Genomic DNA, 17,633 nt, shown 5'->3' with positions numbered 1-17,633 from the left:
AAGCTTGACGGTCAATGCACTTGCATCTATATGCATGCAACTGCATCGATCCGGGAAAGATCCATGAAACACGAAATTTGCAAAGTCGCCGACGTCCCACAGACGGGCAGCCTGATCGCGCCATTCTTCGGCCGCGAGGTCCATATTTGGCGCAGCGGTGAGCGCATCCGCGCCGCCGCCAATGTCTGCCTGCATTTCGGCGGGCCGCTCGACTGCAAGGACGGCAAGCTGGTCTGCCAATGGCACGGCGCCGCCTTCGACATGACATCAGGCGACCGGATCGAAGGTCCGGCGCCAAAAGCGTCGCGACTGATGTTCCTGTCGACGCGCGTCGAGGACGGCGCGTTGAACTATGTCTGGGGAGAGTGACATGCCTGAGAAGAATGAAATGACTGAGAAGAATGAAATGACTGGCAAGCTCATTCTCGTCAGCCATCATCTATGCCCCTATGTGCAGCGCGCGGCGATCTCGCTGGCCGAGAAGGGCGTACCGTTCGAGCGTGTCACCATCGACCTCGCCAACAGGCCGGACTGGTTCAAGGCGATTTCGCCGCTGGGCAAGGTGCCGCTGCTGATCGTCCACGCAAATGGCGAGGAGACGGTGATCTTCGAATCTGCCGTTATTCTCGAATTCCTCGAGGAGACGCAAGCCAATCCTCTGCATCCGGCCGACGCCTACGCCCGTGCCCGGCATCGCGCCTGGATCGAGTTCGGCTCAGCGACATTGAACGCCATCGGCCGGTTCTACTCGGCATCGACGGAGGCCGCCTTCCTGGCGGAATCCGCAGCGCTGTCAGCCATGTTCGATCGTGTCGAGAACGAATTGGCCGACCAGGCCGGACCGTGGTTCAGCGGCCAGCGCTTTTGCCTCGTCGACGCCGTCTACGGCCCGGTCTTCCGCTATCTCGACGCCTTCGACCGGATCGGCAATTTCGGCATTCTGGACGGCAAGCCATTGGTCCAGGCCTGGCGCAAGGCGTTGAGCGAACGCGCCTCGATCAAGGGTGCCGTGGCGCCGAACTATCCGCAGCGGCTGCGTCTATTCCTGCGTGCGAGAAATTCGTTTCTCTCGACCCTGATCCCGCCCGATGATCTGGCCAGTGCACCTCCTCTAGCCCGATCCGCCTGAACGGATCGATCAGCGTGCCGGCCACCATCGAGGCAAGCACGCTTGGCACTGGCGGGATTTTGGCGATGGTTGCCACCAGCCTGTCGCGGAAGAAGGGCAGCATCGTGCCGTCCGACTGGTAGAACGGCGTCAGCGCCAGCGACAGCAGCTGGAAGATCCAAACATGCCATCGCCGCGCCCGGGCGTAGCTTTCCAGCGCTGCCTCGACGTTGCCCGTTTGTGCCAAGGCATGGCTGAGTGCTGCCGCGTCGAGCAGCGCCATGTTGGCGCCTTGCCCGAGCTGCGGGCTGGTCGAATGCGCGGCATCGCCGATCACGGCCAGCCTGCGGCCAGCCGGCAGCTTCATCGTGTGGTGGCCGTAGCGCGCCAGCGACAGCTGGTCGAAGCTGTCGATCTGGCTGGTGAACGCCTCGCACTGCGGCCACAGCGAGACCAGTCTCGCCTTCCATGCGTCGAGCCCTGCCGCGCGCACGTTTTCGGCATCCGCCGGCTTCAGGCTCCAGAAGAACGCCGCCATCTTTTCCCCGCCCGGTTCCGGTCGGCCGATCGGCAGGACGCCGATCATCACGCTGGCCTTGTCGTAGCGCTGCAGCAGCGCATTTTCGTCGAAGCCTTGGCGCCAGCCGAGCGAGGCCCAGAACGCGCCGTAAGTGAGCTGCCGCGGCTGGGCCGGATCGTTGAGGCACCGGCGCAGCTTCGAACGCGAGCCGCTGGCGTCGACCACGAGGTCGAACGGCCCTGCCCTGCGGCCCCCCACCGTTCGGCTCTTGTCGAAGATCAGGATCGCCCGCTCACCGACGTCCAGCGTCTCGATCTCGACACCGGTTTCGATGGCGATGCCTTGGCGCTGCGCGGCGCGAAACAACATGTTGAACAACGCCGCCCGGTGCACCGCCAGCCCGAAACGGCCGCCAGGCTGCGCATCGTAGCGCACGGCGAGCACGGTGCGGCCGCTCGAGGCATCGGCGCCATGCAGACGCTCGATGCGGCTCCCCAGCGCCAGAATGTCGTCGAGCAGGCCGAGATCGGCGAGCACGCTCAGCCCGGTCGGCTGCAGGATCAGTCCGGAACCGACGGGCTTGGGTTCCTCGAAACGTTCGAAGATGGTGACGTTGTGGCCCGCGCGCTTGAGATAGAGCGCGGTGGCGAGCCCCGCCGGGCCGGCGCCCGCAATCGCGATGTCGAGAGATTTTTCCATTGCCCGCCCAACTACTGGCCGGACAATCCTTCAGCGCCATTGTCAAATCAAGCCTTTGCTGCATGGACCAAAATATCAGCCACCGGCGTCGAAGGCAGCGCGCGCCTTGCGCACCGCACCATGGTTGAGTTCGGCCCACAGGATCAGTTGATGCAAGGCGCCGAACATCGAACGGCCGAGATCGGTCAGGCTGTATTCGACGCTTGGCGGCTTGGTCGGGAACACTTCGCGATGAACAAAGCCGTCGCGCTGCAGATCGTGGAGCGTCTGGGTGAGCATGCGCTGCGAGATGTCGGGCACCAGGCGCCGCAACTCGCCGAAACGATAGGGTTGCTCTGCGAGCGCCGCCATCAGCAGCGAACTCCATTTGCCGTTCACGCCCTGCATCACGTCGCGAACCGGGCAATCGGCAATGTTTGCGCCATCGCTGGTGGCTTTGAATATATTGAGCTTGGTTCTCAGATTGACGACCTTGCCGTCCATGGCTGCTGGTTCCCTGGCGGTGCCTACCTCCCTAAAAACTGCCTTCTTTACGGTGGCCGGTCAATTCTTATTTTAGTGCTGGTCTCTTTTTGAGACTGTCAGAAGCACCCGCCACCCGGCGCAATTTCAGGATCCCCCATGACCGCAACCCTTCTCGTCACCGGCGCTTCCGGCCAGCTTGGCCGCGGCGTCATCAACCACCTGCTGGACACATTAAAGATCCCCGCAAACCGCATCATCGCCACCACCCGTACACCCGCCAACCTTGCCGATCTGGCGGCGCGCGGCGTCGTCGTCAGAGCCGCTGACTTCAACGACCCGCAATCGCTTGCCGAGGCCTTCGCGGGAGCCGACCGGGCACTCGTCATCTCGACCAACGAACTTGAGGTACAGGGGAAGCGGCGCGAGCAGCAGCTTGCGGCGGTGACGGCGGCCAAACAGGCTGGCGTCGGCCACCTGCTGTACACCTCGATGCCCAACCCCGAGCCTGGTTCGCCGGTTGTTTTCGCGCCCGACCACTACGACACCGAACAGGCGGTCAAGGCGAGCGGGATCCCCTACACGATATTCCGCAATGGCTGGTATAACGAGAACCTGTTCATGGCGTTGCCGCAGGTTCTGGCGTCGGGTCAGTGGTACACCTCTGCCGGCGACGGCGCCATTTCCTACGGCACGCGTGACGATTTCGCGGCGGCGATCGCAGCGGGGCTCGCCTCGGACAGCAGCGAAAGCGCGACTTACACGCTCACCGGCCCCAGTGCGTATACGGCTGCCGAAGTGGCGGCGTTGGTCACCGAGGTCACCAGCAAGCCGATCAAGGTCATCCAGCTTTCCGACGAAGCCCTGACCGAGGGAATGAAGTCGGCCGGCCTGCCTGAACCCTTCGCCAAGGTGCTGGTTTCATTCGACGCCGCCGCCCGCGCCGGTGACCTCGGCATGGTGACCGACGCGGTCGAAAAACTCTCCGGCCGAAAGTCGGTGCCGCTGAAGCAGTTTCTGGAGACGAACAAGGCTGCACTGGCCGGCTGAAAGCTGCCATTGCGGGACGCCGAGCCCTTAAGGTTCGGCCTCCCGCACAATTACTTACGTCGCTTGACCAGTCCCAGCCGGATCAGGCTTTCGCCCGTGGCAATCAAAGCATCTTCGCGCGAGCGTGGCGCCCAGCCGAGCACGCGCACCGCCTTGGCGTTGGTGGCGTTCTTGATCTTGCCCAGTTCCGTTGCGAGTTGTGCCGCTTCCGGATTGAACAGCCCGATGATGCGCACCAGCCAATCGGGAAACTCCCGCGTCGAGACGCGCGACGCCGCCGGCCCGAGCCGCGTATTCAGGGTCTGCGCGATCTCGCGCACCGTCATGAAATCGCCGGCGACAGCCAGGAACCGTTCGCCCTTGGCGGCGGGGTGGGTCATGGCGCGAACATGCAGATCCGCCACGTCGCGCGCGTCGACGACGCCGAAGGACAGGCGCGGCAGCCCAGGCACGGCGCCGTTCAGCATGCGCTGGACAAATTCGGTCGAGGTCGAATGGTCCGCGCCGAGCACCGGTCCAAAGATGCCAACGGGATTGACGACCGCAAGCTCCAGCGCGCCGCCCTGCTCGGCGATGAAATCCCAGGCCGCGCGCTCGGCGAGCGTCTTGGACTTCACATAGGCGCTGACCTTGCCTGCCGGATCGGTCCAGTTTTCCTCGTTGAAAGGCTGCCCATCCGCGCGCATCTTGCCATAGCCGACGGCCGCGAAGGATGAGGTGAGCACGACGCGCCTGACCCCGGCATCCCGCGCCGCCCGCAGCACGCGCAACGCGCCCTCGCGCGCCGGAAGGATCAGGTCATCCTCATGCGTGGGCACGCCGGGCGGAAAAGGCGATGCGACATGCAGCACGTAATCGCAGCCGGCCACCGCCGCCGGCCAGCCTGCGTCGGCCATCAGATCGGCATGGGCGAATGAAAGGGCGTCACCGGGCTCCGTGCTACCTGCCTTGAGCATGGCGAGCACATCGGCTTCGCGCCTGGCCGATCGCACGGAGGTGCGGACGCGGTAGCCGGCCTTCAACAGTCCGAGGATGCAGTGAGCGCCGAGGAAGCCGGACCCGCCCGTGACCAGCACCAATTCGCCGCTCATATTAGCCTCCTCGACGATTTATCCGTTCGAGACCCTCAGATCGCCACCTGCGTGCCGATCTCGACCACACGTCCGGTCGGGATCTGGAAATACTCCGTCNGAAGAACGACGTCGTCATGATGTCGAACTTCCAGCCCTGCTTGCGGCAGATCGCCAGCGCGCGCGGAATGTTGGGCTGCTCCATATAGCCGAAGGTCAGCGTCACCCGCATGAACAACTCGTTGACTGTCTCCATCTTGACCCGCTCGCTGTCGGGCACCAGCGGCTGCGGTGCGGTGACCACCGACAGAATGACGTTCTGCTCGTGCAGCACCTTGTAGTGCTTCAGGCTGTGCATCAGCGCTGTCGGCGCGCTTTGCGGATCGCTGGTCAGGAACACGGCGGTGCCGGACACCAGCTGCGGCTTCTTCTTCAACAGATTGCCGGCGAGGAAATCGAGCGGGATTTCGTTGCGCCGGGTCTTGTCGAANCAGCTGCGGCTTCTTCTTCAACAGATTGCCGGCGAGGAAATCGAGCGGGATTTCGTTGCGCCGGGTCTTGTCGAATAGATAGCGGCTGCCGCGTATCCAGGTGGTCATGATCAGCCCCATGAGGCAGGCAACGGATATTGACACCCATCCGCCTTCCACGATCTTGACGACATTCGCCAGGAAGAAACCCATGTCGATGGTGCCGAACAACAGGGCCAATGCCAAGGCAAGCCCAAGCTGCCATTTCCACAAATTGCGCATGACAACGAACAGCAGAATGGTTGTCATCAGCATCTCGCCGGTTACCGAAATTCCGTAAGCGGAAGCCAGCGAACTCGAGCTGCCGAAGCCGACAACCAGCAGCATCACTCCCAGGGCGATGAGCAGGTTGACGCGCGGCATATAAATCTGGCCGCTCTGCATTTCGGACGTGTGCTGCACCTCGATGCGGGGCAGCAGGTTGAGTTGCACTGCCTGACGTGCCAGCGAAAAAGCACCCGAGATCACCGCCTGACTGGCGATCACGGTGGCGGCCGTTGCCAAGCCGACCATTGGCATCAGCGCCCAATCCGGCAACATCTCGAAGAATGGATTGGTCGGCCTGCCGCCATTCGCCAATACAAAGGCGCCCTGGCCGAAGTAGTTGAGCAGCAGGCAAGGAAACACCACGGAAAACCACGCGAGCACGATCGGCTTGCGCCCGAAATGTCCAAGGTCGACATAAAGCGCCTCGGCCCCCGTTACCGCCAGGAACACTGCACCAACGGTCACGAAAGCGGCGGTCGGCGTGCCGGCTAAGTAGGCGATCGCATAATACGGGTTGATCGCCAACAGCACCGAAGGATCATCCATCAGGTGGTACAGCCCGGAAACGCCGATGGCCAGGAACCATAGCGCCGTCACCGGCCCGAATACTGCCGCCACCTTCCCCGTGCCGAAGCGCTGCACGGAGAACAGAAATGCCAGGATGACCAAGGTGATCGGAACGACATAGGCCTCCAGCGTCGGTGTCACCACTTCCAGGCCCTCAACTGCCGACAGCACGGAAATGGCCGGAGTTATGATAGCGTCTCCGAAAAAAAGCGACGCCCCGCAAAGTCCGATGCCGAGGATAAGCTTGGCGCCTTTTGGATAGGCGCTGCGCGCCAGCGCCATCAGGGACAGCGTGCCGCCCTCGCCCTTGTTGTCGGCGCGAAGCACGAAAGCGACGTATTTTATGGTGACGATAATCGTCAGCGCCCAGACGATCAGCGACAGCACGCCCAGGACATCTATACGCGTGTCGGTACCAGGCGAAGCGTGAAGCGCCTCGCGGAAGGCATAGATCGGGCTGGTGCCGATATCGCCATAGACGACGCCAAGCGCGCCCAGCATCAGAACTTTGGTGCTGTGCTGTTCAGTTTGGGAGTGGTTCGGTTGTTCGACGGGTTCAGCCTCGCTACCGATGCTGGAAAGAGCCATCGACTACTCCCCGATCACCGCGCGGTGCGCCTTGCTTGCTGTCATGCGATATCACCTTCGACACGAGCCTACCACCGCTACCAACCGCAAGCCTTCAGAAACCGCCCCACCGTGCCGGCCATGCCATACTCCAACGCATCGGCTGTCAACCCGTGTCCGATAGACACTTCGGCCAATGCCGGAATGCGCTTTGCCAATGCCGGAAGGTTGTTCACCACCAGATCGTGCCCGGCATTGACCTGGAGCCCGGCGGCGAGTGCGGCATCCGCGGTTTTTCCCAATCTTTCCAGCTCCTTCCGCGCCTTGGCGGAATCGGAATGATAGCTGCCGTAGGGCCCGGTATAGAGCTCGATGCGGTCGGCGCCGGTGTCGCGCGCGGCATTGACGCCGGTGGGATCCGGATCGGAAAACAGCGACACGCGGAAGCCCCCTTTTTTCAGACGCTTGACGATCGGGTTAAGGAACGCCGCCTCGGCGGCAAAGTTCCAGCCATGGTCCGATGTCGCCTGCGCCGGATCGTCGGGCACCAGCGTCACCTGCTCCGGCTGGTGCCTTTCCACAAGCGCCAGAAAATCCTCGGTCGGGTAGCCCTCGATGTTGAATTCCGCCTTGGGAAACTCGTCGTCGATAAGCGCCCGGATCTCGGGCAGGTCGGAATGCCTGGTGTGGCGCTCGTCGGGCCGCGGATGAACCGTCAGCCCGTGCGCGCCGGCCGCCAACGCCAGGCGGCCGAGCCCGGTGACGCTGGGCCACGGCAGGTTGCGGCGGTTGCGCAGCATGGCGATGGCGTTGAGATTGACCGAGAGTTTCGCGGGCATGGCGTGAGGTCCGGCTGTTTGTGCAGCGCATCTATACTGCCTTTGATGGGAACAGACAGGGGCTTTCGGGTGTTCCAGTGATGACATCTGCTCGCAAGGGGGAACCCAGCCAATGAATTTTCTCCAATCCGTGCCCGCGATCCGCCGCCTCGAAACCGACCGTGAGGACCTTTTCGCCATCGACGTCGTCGGCCATGTATCGGCAGCCGACGGCGAAAATCTGTTCGGATTGCTGGAGGCTGCCTACGCGCTGCACCCGAGGATCGACGTCTTGGTGCGGCTGGTCGACCATGAGGGCGTCGACTGGATCGATATGGACGACGAGACGCTGAAACAAGGTACGGTTCATGCGCTAGAGCATATCGCCCGGTGCGCGACGATCGGTGAGCCCGACTGGATAGCGGATGCGCGGAACTTCCTTCCGGCTTCGCCACCCATCGAGTTCAGGCACTTCGCGGCCGAGGACGAAGCGGATGCCTGGCAATGGCTGGGTGCGACGCCACTCAGCCCTGCTGCGCCGGCTGCTACCTGACGCCAGCTATCTAACAATCGTCAGCCGCTCTGCCGCCCGCGTGATGGCAGTATAGAGCCAGCGCTGGCGGGTTTCCTTGAACGCCCAGCTCTCGTCGAACAGCACGACATCGTTCCACTGCGAACCCTGCGCCTTGTGCACGGTCAGCGCGTAGCCATAGTCGAAATCGTCAAAGCGCTTCTTCTGCTGCCAGGGGATATCGGCGTCCGGATCCTCGAAAGCCGACTTGAGCAGCTTGATCTTGGCGACGCCGCGGTCGGGATCGTCCTCCTCGGGCGAGACCAGAAGGTTGATGCCCGGCTTCACCGTTTCGCGCGACGAGGTCATCACCTTCCACAGCGAACCGTTGAGCAGGCCCTTGGCGGGGTCGTTGCGCAGGCAGACCAGCTTGTCTCCGGCCTGCGGATAATCGGCATTGAAACCCTTCAGCTCGCGCAGGCGCTGATTGTAGCGGCGGCGTGTTCGGTTGGTGCCGACCAACACCTGGTCCGCCTTCAGCACCAACTCCTGGGTGACGTCCTCCTTGCCGATGACCTGCGCGCTGCCGTAGTCGCCGCGCATGAACTCGCGGCCCTCGCGCACGTCGAGCGCCAGCTGGATGATCGGATTGTCGCGCGCCTGGCGATGGATTTCGGTCAAGAGCACATCCGGCTCATGCTCGGTGAAAAAGCCGCCGCCCGAGATCGGCGGCAGCTGCGCCGGATCGCCAAGCACCAGGATCGGCGTGCCAAAACTCAGAAGGTCGCGGCCAAGCTGCTCGTCGACCATCGAGCATTCGTCTATGACCACCAGCTTCGCCCGTGAAATAGGGCTTTGCCGGTTGAGCGAGAAGGTCGGCGACATCGAGGTCTTGCCGGTCACCTCGTCCGACACCGATTCCTCGCCCTTCGGCCGGTAGATCAGCGAATGGATGGTGCGGGCATTGACCGCGCCCTTGGAACGCAGCACCTGCGCCGCCTTGCCGGTGAAGGCGGCAAACTGCACCTGCCCGTCGACATGCTCGGCAAAATAGCGCGCCAGCGTGGTCTTGCCGGTGCCGGCATAGCCGAACAGCCGGAAGACCTGCGGCCGGCCCTCTTTCAGCCAGCGCGCCACCGCCTTCAACGCCTCATCCTGTTGGGGAGAGAATTCCATCGATTCGACAGACCGGATTCGCGAGAGAAAGACAAGCTTGGTGCCAACCACCGCTTAAAACGATGGGATTGCCTCACCTTCAACGGGACAAACTAGCAGGCGCAAATGCGAACGTAAAGTGAACATGCAGGCGGATAACGAACGATTTGAATTCAGGCATTTGAACCTAGATCGGGCAATGCCACTATCACGGACATGATCGAGATGCAGATCGGCGCAGACACCTATAAGCGAGGATATTGATGAGGTCGTTCGCAGACAGGCTGATCGGAAAGTCGATAAAGAAGATCGAAATCGGCGAACCTGGTTATGGCATCGTTGTCTCCTTGTCGGATGACGCAGGGTTCGCGATATATACCGAGGTCACGGCCTGTCTGAGTGACGAAAATGCCAGTACCATAGAACGTGTTACCATCAGCGACGAGCAAGTGATCCTCCACTTGGCTGACAACGACTTCGTCGCCATTTCCAAAAACCGTGGCCGCTTCGCCGTCGTTGAGGCGTTTGTCTATGGGGACGACGAAGGCATGGTCGTCGAAAATTAGTTGTATCGGCCGCCAGATTTCAAACACCAACCACAGGCGGACTATATGTTCGCGCCGCCGCCGCTACCTCTGGTCGGCCCGGGATCGTTCTCCAACAAAATCGGCTTGCCGTGCGGGGTTGCATGCGCGGCGCGTTCCCAGGCGGCGGCGAGCGTGTCGACGTCACTTTTTCCCGCGACGCCCTTGGCCGCCAGCAGCGTCTCCAGCGCAGCCAGCCAATGCTCGTAGTAGTCGTGGCCGTCGCTTGCGGCGCCCGGCTTCTTCACTTGCGCCGACAGCGCATCGGCCCATTCGCTCCACGAAAACAGGCCCTTGTCATGCAGCGCCACCGTCATGGCGAAGGCTTCGGCCTGCCAGGGTTCGGCGAATACCGGTTCGTCCAGACCCGCCGGCAATGCACCTTCAGGCCGGCTCAAGATAGCTCTCCCAGGCATCGATCGAGACGGTCAGCGTCGGGTCGGCGCCCTCGCCCCAGATTTCCGAGCCATCGAAGACCACGGTATAGACCCATTGCGGGTTTTCACCGTTGCCATGCGCGTTGCTGTCGGGGAACACAAAACCGTCACGCACGGCCTCGATCACTCCGTGCTTGCCGCGCGCATAACGCGGTAGCCTTGTGTGGCCGGTGGGATTTGAAATTCCTTGTCCGCACCGGGTCGCCGGCCTTGAAGCGCGGCGCCGTCTCGACCGGCCGGTCGCAAGGTCCTCCCTTGGCCAGTACCGCCGGCACGTTTTCGGCCTTCAACACCCTTTTGGGCGTCGCCGCCGGATCGACCGCCCGACCCTCCGTCAGATCGCGCTCGCTGACGAAGCCATGGCGCTTCAGCAGCACCTCGAGCGCTTTGATCCAGATCTGGTAGTAGCTCGAGGAATAATAGACGGCCGGATGCACCGATTCCCTGGCGTGCCGGCTCTCGTCGATGTTCCAGGCGCCCATGGCGCCGGCGGTCAGCGTCACGCCCAGCGCCCGCCGCTCCCAGTCGGCATGGAAGTAAGGCTCGTTCCTTTCGGGCGCGACCGGCCCGAAACCCATCTGTCCACCTAGATCCTGCGGCCCGTTCATGCCGGTACCTTCTTTGTCCCGGGTTCTTTGGCCACCGCCGTGCCGATCATGGCATCGCGGCTGACCAGTTCGGCGAGTTGGTCCTCGCTCCAGCCTTCGGTACCGTCAGGCCGCATCGGCACCACGAGATAGCGCAGTTCGGCAGTCGAATCCCAGACGCGGATGTTTTTCTCCGCCGGCAAGGTCAGCCCGAACTCCTCCAGCACGCCGCGCGGATCGATCACGGCGCGCGAGCGATAGGGCGGCGCCTTGTACCAGACCGGCGGCAGGCCGAGCACCGACCACGGATAGCAGGAGCACAGCGTGCAGACGACGAGGTTGTGCGTCTCGTCCGTGTTGAACACCGCCTGCATGTGCTCGCCCTGGCGGCCGGTGTAGCCCAGCGAGGTGATCGCCGCAGTCGCGTCGCGCTTCAGCCACTCGGCAAAGGCCGGATCGCTCCAGGCTTTCGCCACCGCCCTGGCGCCGTTGCGCGGCCCGATCTTGGTCTCGTAGGTGTCGACGATGACGTCGATCGCCGCCGGATCGATCAGGCCTTTTTCGGTGAGGATGGTCTCCAGCGCGCGCACGCGCGCCGCAAACGGGTCGAGCTCATTGTCGTGGTCATGATCATGGGACATGACCTCAGATTAGGATCGGCGGCACGCGGCCGCAAGCATGACAGCTTGGGCCACGGACTATCGCCTATTCGGCGGCGGCCCTTTGCGGCTCGAGCCGATCCTCGGGAGCGAACAGCGAGGCCTGCTCGCCGCTCTCGACCGCATGCAGCTCCGGCCTGTTCTTTTTCGAACAGAAGAAGCTCACCAGCCAGCCGGAGAAATTCTCGAAATAGACATAGATGACAGGGGTGACGAACAGCGTCAGCGCCTGCGACGCCAGGAGACCGCCAACCACCGCGACACCGAGCGGCTGGCGCAGCTCAGCACTGGCGCCGGTGCCGAGCGCGATCGGGAACGTGCCCATCAGCGCCGCCAACGTCGTCATCATGATCGGCCTGAAACGCATCAGGCACGCCTTGTGGATGGACTCCTTGGCCGACATGCCTTCTCGTCGCAGCTCCAGCGCGACGTCGACCATCATGATGCCGTTCTTCTTGACGATGCCGATCAGCATCAGGATGCCGATCACCGCGATCACCGACAGGTCCATGCCGGCAAGGCGCAGCGCGACCACCGCGCCCAGCACCGCCGAAGGCAGGCCGGTCAGGATGGTGAGCGGATGAATGAAGCTCTCATAGAGGATGCCGAGCACGATATAGATGGTCAGAATGGCGCCGCCGATCAGCAGGCCCTGATTGGCCAGCGAATCCTGGAAGGTCTTGGCGGTGCCGGCAAAGCTGGTCGAAATCGCCGGCGGCATGCCGATCTGCTCCTTCAGCGCGGCGATGCGGGCCGTGCTGTCGCCCAGCGCCACGCCTTGCGGCAGATTATAGGAGATGGTGACCGCCGGCAGCTGGCCGAGCTGGTTGACCGTCAGCGCGCCGGCGGTGCGGTCGACGCGGGCAAAGGCGCCGAGCGGCACCAGGCTGCCGCTTGCCGTCCTGACCTGGATGGCCAGCATGCGCTCGGGCGACCATTCGATGTTGGGATCGAGCTCCATGATGACTTCGTAGCTGTCGGCCGAGCCGAAGATCGTCGAGACCTGCTCCGTGCCGAAGCCGCCATAGAGGCTGGAGCGCAGCGTGTCGGTGTCGATGCCGAGCGACGCCGCCTTGTCGCGATCGACCACCAGCGTCGCCTGCAATGAATTGTTCTGCAAATCGCTGGTGACGTCGGTGAAATTCGCATGATCGGCCGCCATCGCATCGTTGAGCTTTTGCGCCCATGTGTCGGTCAGGCCGGTATCGAGGCCCTGAACGACGAGCTGGTAGGCGCTGGCGGAAGAACGCGCGCCAAGTCGCAGGTTCTGCACCGGCTGCATATAGGCATCGATCCCCGGCACGACGGCCAGCTGCCGCCGCAGATCCGACAGTACCTTATCGATGTCGGGGCGCTGGCTCTTGTCCTTCAGCTGCACATAGAGCTGGCCCTGGTTCAGCGCATTGTTGCCGCCGCCGGCTGACCAGGCCACATGCGAGACATAGGGCGAACGCGAGAAGACACTTGCCGCCTGGTTCTGCAGCTTGACCATGGCGTCGTAGGAGATGTCCTGCCTGGCGATCGTCGTCACCGAGATCTGGCCGATATCCTCTTGCGGGAAAAAGCCTTTCGGCGAGACCTCGATCAGCCAGACCGACCCTGCCGCCGTGCCGGCGAAGACGAGGAACACCAGAAAAGTGTGGCGCAGGCAGAAGGTCAAAAGCCGGTCATAGCCGCGGGTGACGATATCCTGCTTGTGGCCGGGGGCATGCTTGTCGCGATCGGCCTTGGTCACCGACAGCAAGCGCGAACACAGCATCGGCGTCAGTGTCAGCGACACGAACATCGAAGCCAGGATGGCGACCGTTACCACGACGGCGAATTCGTTGAAGATGCGGCCGATGACGCCGCCCATCAAAAGCACGGGGATGAACACCGCCACCAGCGAGATCGAGATCGAGATGATGGTGAAGCCGATCTCGCGCGCGCCTTTCAGCGAGGCATCTAAGGCCGAGAGACCGTCCTCCTCCATGTGGCGAAAGATGTTTTCCAGCATGACGATGGCGTCGTCGACGACGAGGCCGACTGCGAGCGTCAGGCCCATCAGCGAGATGTTGTCGATGGAAAAGCCGAACAGGAACATGGCGCCCAGCGTCGCGATCAGCGAAATCGGCACCGCCACGGCCGGAATGATGGTTGCGGTCACCCGGCGCAGGAAGACGAAGATCACCATCACCACCAAAGCGATGGTCAACAGCAGCGTGAACTGGACGTCGTCGACGGCCTGGCGGATCGAGGTCGAACGGTCGTTGAGCAGCTTGATGTCGGCGGCGGCCGGCATTTGGTCCTTGAACGACGGCAGCATCGCCTTGACCTTGTCGACGACGTCGACCGTGTTGGCGTCGGGCTGGCGCTGCACCGCCAGGATGATGGCGCGCGTGCCGTCGTACCAGCTTGCGGTCGTCGTGGTCTCGACCGAGTCGATGACGCGCGTCACCTCGCCCAGCCGCACCGGATGGCCGTTCTTGGTGGCGATGATGAGGTTGGAGAACCCGGCGGCATCGGTGAGCTGCGTGTTGGCCGTGATGGTCAGCTGCTGCTTGTCGTTCTGCAAGACCCCGAGCGGCGTGTTGGAATTGGCCGACGCGATTGCCGTCTGCAGCTGGTCGATCGAAATGCCGCGCGCCGCCAGCGCCGTCGGGTCGATCTGCACGCGCACCGCATATTTCTGCTGGCCGAAGATCGACACCTGCGCCACGCCGTCGATGGTCGACAGCGAGGGCGAGATGACGTTTTCGGCGAAGGCGTCGAGGTCGGTGAGCGGAACCGTGTCGCTGACCAGCGACATCAGAAGGATCGGCGCGTCGGCCGGATTGACCTTGCGATAGCTCGGCGGCGACGTCATCTCCGGCGGCAACTGCCGCTGCGTGCGCGCGATCGCCGCCTGCACGTCGGCGGCCGCCGCGTCGATATCCCGGTTGAGCACGAACTGGATGGCAATGGACGTGCGTCCCAGCGAATTGCTGGTCGAGATCGAATCGATGCCGGCGATGGTGGCGAACTGCTTGATCAGCGGCGTCGCCACCGAAGTGGCCATGGTTTCGGGCGAAGCGCCGGCCAGGGTGGCCGAGACGTTGACGACCGGGAATTCGGCGCTCGGCAGCGCCGCCACCGGCAGGAACTTGTAGGCGAACAGCCCGCCCAGCACGAGGGCGAACGACATCAGCAGCGTGGCGACAGGCCTGCGTATGCAGAATTCGGAAATCATTGGGCAGCCGCCTTGCCGGCCTCGGCGACCTTGGGAGCAGCTTGATCACCGCCGGCCGCCTTGCCTTCGTGGATGGCGGCGCCGTCCTTCAGCCTGGTCTGGCCCTCGACCACCACCTTCTCGCCTGATTTGACGCCCTCGCTGATGGCGCTGTTTTCGCCTTCGGTCAGCGCCACCTGCACCGGCCGCATCTCGACCGTGTTGTCCGGCTTGACGGCATAGACGAACGGCCCCTTCTGGCTGGGCTGGATCGCGACCGTCGGGATGGATGTCATCTGCGGCATGATGCCGGCGTCGAGCACGACATTCACATACTGCCCGGGCCACAGCGAAAGATCGGCGTTGGGGATGCTCGCCCGTGTCGCGATGGTGCCGGAAGCGGTGTCGACGCTGGAATCGACGAAGTCGAGCGTGCCTTTGCCGATCGGAGTCGGGTCGCCGTCCTTGGTCAGCGTGACTGCCCCCTGCTGCGGGTTGGCCAGCGCCTTGTGCAGCAGCGCCAGGTTGCTCTCCGGCAGGTTGAAGTTGACTTGCAGCGGATCCATCTCGGTGATCGTCACCAGCGGCGTGGCCGTGCTCGAGTTGCCGTTGCTCAAGGTGACGAGGTCACCGACCGAAACGTTGACCGCGCCCAGCCGGCCGGCAATCGGCGCCTTGATGCTGGCAAAGCCGAGCTGGACATTGTCGGCGTCGATCGTCGCCTTGTCGGCATCGACCGTCGCCGCCGCAGCCTTTTGCGCCGCCACCGCCTGATCGTAAGTCTGCTGCGTGCCGGCCTGCTTGGCGACGAGATCCTTGGCGCGCTGAAGGTCGGAGCCCGAACTGGTTAGCAGGGCCTGGTCCTTGGCGAGCGTCGCCTGATCCTTGGCAAGCTGCGCCTTGAGCGCCCTGTCGTCGAGCGAGAACAGCAGGTCGCCGGCCTTCACCATCTGGCCGTCCTTGACGTCGATCGATACGATCTGGCTGGACACGCGGGCGTTGATGTTGACCACGGCCGGCGAAGACACGAAGCCGATGGCGTAACGGCGGATTGGAAAATCGGCCATTGTCGCGGTGGCCGAGACGATCGAGGCCGAACGGGCGGCATTACCGCCGGCGCCGGATTTGCCCCCAGCCTTGTCGGCCGAAGCCTTGTCCGATCCAGCCGGCTTGTCCGCCGCTGCCGTCTGCCTGGCGCCCGGCAGCATCTGCTGCAGACTGCTCATCGCCGGCGGCGAAAAATAGACCCACGCCGCGGCGACACAGCCCGCTACCACCAACACCGTCAGAACGACTTTACCGCGCATCGACTAAAAGCCCTATGATCCGACACGCCGAACCCGGTGGTCTCATTCTACGCAATCACGGCGCCTTGCCGCGATCTCGCCGAAGTAGATAGGACGCACATTTGTCGGAAAAGGGCCAAAACACGGCATTACGAAGATTTAATGTGCACTGCACAATGACTATGCAGCCGGCTCAGCAGTCGGAAAACCAGCCAGGATGCAGTTGAGATTTCAGGCCGGATGCGTCTATTTCAGCATCGGCCAGAGCGTCGCCGCCAAGAGCACGCCCATGGCGATGTTGAACCATTTCAGCCGCACCGGATCCGACAGGAATCCGCGCAGCACTGTGCCGAAGCCGGCCCACACCGAGACGCTTGGCAGGTTGACGACGGTGAAGGCGATCGCGATCAGCGCCACCGACAGGAACGCGTGGCCCGGATTGGAGTAGACGGCCATGGCGGTGATCGCCATCACCCAGGCTTTCGCATTGACGCACTGGAATGCGGCTGCCTCGATGAAGCGCATCGGCCGTGCCTCCGTCTCACCCTTGCTGGACAGCGAGCGCGACATGGCTATCTTCCAGGCGAGATAGAGCAGGTAGGCGCCGCCGGCGATCTTCAATCCGGCGTGCAAGGCCGGAAACGCCGTCAGCACCGCGCCCAGGCCGAAGCCGACGGCAAGCAACAGCACCAGGAAACCCATGCTGATGCCCAGCATATGCGGAATGGTTCTGACGAGGCCGAAATTCACGCCCGACGCCAAGAGCATGAGGTTGTTCGGCCCCGGCGTGATCGAGGTCACGAAGGCGTAGACCAAAAGGGCAAGGAAAGCGTCGAGGGTCATGACGGCTCACAAAGGTCAGCAATGCTGACTTAAATCGACAGAGCGCTGGACGCAACCTCATTCCATTGGTCCAAAGCGCTCCGCCGCGCGCATGAAGGCCTACATCCCTTGCGGGCCGCGATTCATCGCCGCCACGCCGGTGCGGCAGATCTCGACCAGGCCGAGCGGCTTCATGATGGCGATGAACTGGTCGAGCTTCGAACCCTTGCCGGTAATCTCGAAGATGAAGTGCTCGGTGTTGGCGTCGATGACCGACGCGCGAAAAGCATCCGCCAGACGCAGCGCCTCGACGCGGGCTTCGCCAGTGCCGGCGACCTTGACCAGCGCCAGCTCGCGTTCCAGCGGCCGCTCCTGGCCGAACTCGTGCGAGCGCACGGTGAGATCGACGACGCGGTGCACCGGCACGATGCGCTCGAGCTGATGCTTGATCTGCTCCAGCACATGCGGCGTGCCGCGCGTCACGATGGTGATGCGTGACAGGTGCTTCTCGTGTTCGGTCTCGGAGACGGTGAGGCTCTCGATGTTATAACCGCGGCCGGAAAACAGGCCGATGACCCGGGCAAGCACGCCGGGCTCATTGTCGACCAGAACGGAGAGCGTGTGGTTCTCCGGCTTTTCCGTTTCCTTGGCGATGAAATAGGCGGAGCCGGTCGGTTGAAGCTGTGCGTTCATGACATGAATCTCGATTTCAGACTTTGAGCTAATTCTCTGTTTGCGCACGGCTTC

At 63.1% G+C, this 17,633-nt stretch carries 15 protein-coding genes and 3 pseudogenes; 5 read left to right on the top strand and 13 right to left on the bottom strand.

Features of this window, described 5'->3' with window-relative positions; genetic code table 11:
• The first annotated feature begins 63 nt into the window (after window positions 1–63).
• Together X733_RS159640 and X733_RS1000000167680 are read left to right on the top strand one after the other, a co-directional pair.
• Entirely contained in the window at window positions 64–369 is a 306-nt protein-coding gene (locus X733_RS159640; RefSeq protein ID WP_023690332.1) for a Rieske (2Fe-2S) protein, read from the top strand.
• A 1-nt stretch (window position 370) separates the two neighbouring features.
• Window positions 371–1,129, top strand: a complete 759-nt coding sequence (locus tag X733_RS1000000167680; protein ID WP_155924156.1) for a glutathione S-transferase family protein — start codon at window positions 371–373, stop codon at window positions 1,127–1,129.
• On the opposite strand, the pseudogene X733_RS159650 reads toward X733_RS1000000167680, so the two are convergent.
• Window positions 1,095–2,327 (bottom strand): annotated as a pseudogene (locus tag X733_RS159650) (NAD(P)/FAD-dependent oxidoreductase); the annotation flags it as partial. The gene X733_RS1000000167680 and the pseudogene X733_RS159650 sit on opposite strands and share 35 nt — an antisense overlap.
• A gap of 75 nt (window positions 2,328–2,402) precedes the next feature.
• Window positions 2,403–2,810, bottom strand: a complete 408-nt coding sequence (locus X733_RS159655; protein WP_023690335.1) for a helix-turn-helix domain-containing protein — start codon at window positions 2,808–2,810, stop codon at window positions 2,403–2,405.
• Between the two features lie 138 nt (window positions 2,811–2,948).
• On the opposite strand from X733_RS159655, the gene X733_RS159660 reads away from it, so the two are divergent.
• Complete coding sequence (locus X733_RS159660) at window positions 2,949–3,839, top strand: SDR family oxidoreductase (protein WP_023714294.1); 891 nt, start codon at window positions 2,949–2,951, stop codon at window positions 3,837–3,839.
• Window positions 3,840–3,889: 50 nt separating this feature from the next.
• Here the strand turns inward: X733_RS159660 and X733_RS159665 are convergent, their stop codons facing one another.
• The 3 genes and pseudogenes from X733_RS159665 to X733_RS159670 form a co-directional block, all read right to left on the bottom strand.
• The gene (locus X733_RS159665) at window positions 3,890–4,930 is read right to left on the bottom strand and encodes an aldehyde reductase (protein WP_023817984.1); all 1,041 of its coding nucleotides are present in this window, start codon (window positions 4,928–4,930) and stop codon (window positions 3,890–3,892) included.
• Window positions 4,931–4,965: 35 nt separating this feature from the next.
• Window positions 4,966–6,861: pseudogene (locus X733_RS01000000165925) on the bottom strand (potassium transporter Kup).
• 77 nt (window positions 6,862–6,938) lie between these two features.
• Entirely contained in the window at window positions 6,939–7,679 is a 741-nt protein-coding gene (locus X733_RS159670) for a pyridoxine 5'-phosphate synthase (RefSeq protein ID WP_023668363.1), read from the bottom strand.
• Window positions 7,680–7,791: 112 nt separating this feature from the next.
• Between X733_RS159670 and X733_RS159675 the strand changes: the two genes are divergently transcribed.
• Complete coding sequence (locus X733_RS159675; protein ID WP_023682069.1) at window positions 7,792–8,211, top strand: STAS/SEC14 domain-containing protein; 420 nt, start codon at window positions 7,792–7,794, stop codon at window positions 8,209–8,211.
• A 6-nt stretch (window positions 8,212–8,217) separates the two neighbouring features.
• Here the strand turns inward: X733_RS159675 and X733_RS159680 are convergent, their stop codons facing one another.
• Window positions 8,218–9,345, bottom strand: a complete 1,128-nt coding sequence (locus X733_RS159680; protein WP_023682070.1) for an ATP-dependent RecD-like DNA helicase — start codon at window positions 9,343–9,345, stop codon at window positions 8,218–8,220.
• 242 nt (window positions 9,346–9,587) lie between these two features.
• Here X733_RS159680 and X733_RS159685 point away from each other — a divergent pair, with 242 nt between their 5' ends.
• Window positions 9,588–9,890 carry a hypothetical protein gene (locus X733_RS159685; RefSeq protein WP_023817983.1) on the top strand — a complete coding sequence of 101 codons (303 nt, stop codon included), beginning with the start codon at window positions 9,588–9,590 and terminating at the stop codon, window positions 9,888–9,890.
• 41 nt (window positions 9,891–9,931) lie between these two features.
• Here X733_RS159685 and X733_RS159690 read toward each other — a convergent pair whose 3' ends face one another.
• The 7 genes and pseudogenes from X733_RS159690 to ilvN form a co-directional block, all read right to left on the bottom strand.
• On the bottom strand, window positions 9,932–10,306 hold the full coding sequence (locus tag X733_RS159690) for a nitrile hydratase accessory protein (RefSeq protein WP_023725319.1): 375 nt from the start codon (window positions 10,304–10,306) through the stop codon (window positions 9,932–9,934).
• Window positions 10,293–10,953, bottom strand: a pseudogene (nthB, locus tag X733_RS01000000165920) (nitrile hydratase subunit beta). The gene X733_RS159690 and the pseudogene nthB overlap by 14 nt, the downstream one beginning before the upstream one ends.
• Complete coding sequence (gene nthA / locus X733_RS159695; RefSeq protein ID WP_023690920.1) at window positions 10,950–11,573, bottom strand: nitrile hydratase subunit alpha; 624 nt, start codon at window positions 11,571–11,573, stop codon at window positions 10,950–10,952. Before nthA ends, nthB begins: the two are co-directional and overlap by 4 nt.
• 64 nt (window positions 11,574–11,637) lie before the next feature.
• Window positions 11,638–14,799 carry an efflux RND transporter permease subunit gene (locus X733_RS159700; RefSeq protein WP_023817982.1) on the bottom strand — a complete coding sequence of 1,054 codons (3,162 nt, stop codon included), beginning with the start codon at window positions 14,797–14,799 and terminating at the stop codon, window positions 11,638–11,640.
• On the bottom strand, window positions 14,796–16,085 hold the full coding sequence (locus X733_RS159705; RefSeq protein WP_023817981.1) for an efflux RND transporter periplasmic adaptor subunit: 1,290 nt from the start codon (window positions 16,083–16,085) through the stop codon (window positions 14,796–14,798). The genes X733_RS159700 and X733_RS159705 overlap by 4 nt, the downstream gene beginning before the upstream one ends.
• A gap of 225 nt (window positions 16,086–16,310) precedes the next feature.
• Entirely contained in the window at window positions 16,311–16,907 is a 597-nt protein-coding gene (locus X733_RS159710; protein WP_023817980.1) for a LysE family translocator, read from the bottom strand.
• Window positions 16,908–17,006: 99 nt separating this feature from the next.
• Entirely contained in the window at window positions 17,007–17,579 is a 573-nt protein-coding gene (gene ilvN, locus X733_RS159715) for an acetolactate synthase small subunit (RefSeq protein ID WP_023668352.1), read from the bottom strand.
• Window positions 17,580–17,633 lie beyond the last annotated feature (54 nt).

It is taken from the genome of Mesorhizobium sp. L2C066B000 (assembly GCF_000502335.1).
Lineage (GTDB): Bacteria > Pseudomonadota > Alphaproteobacteria > Rhizobiales > Rhizobiaceae > Mesorhizobium.
The sequence above is the reverse complement of the archived record's forward strand: the minus strand, read 5'-3'. Positions and strand labels throughout refer to the sequence as shown.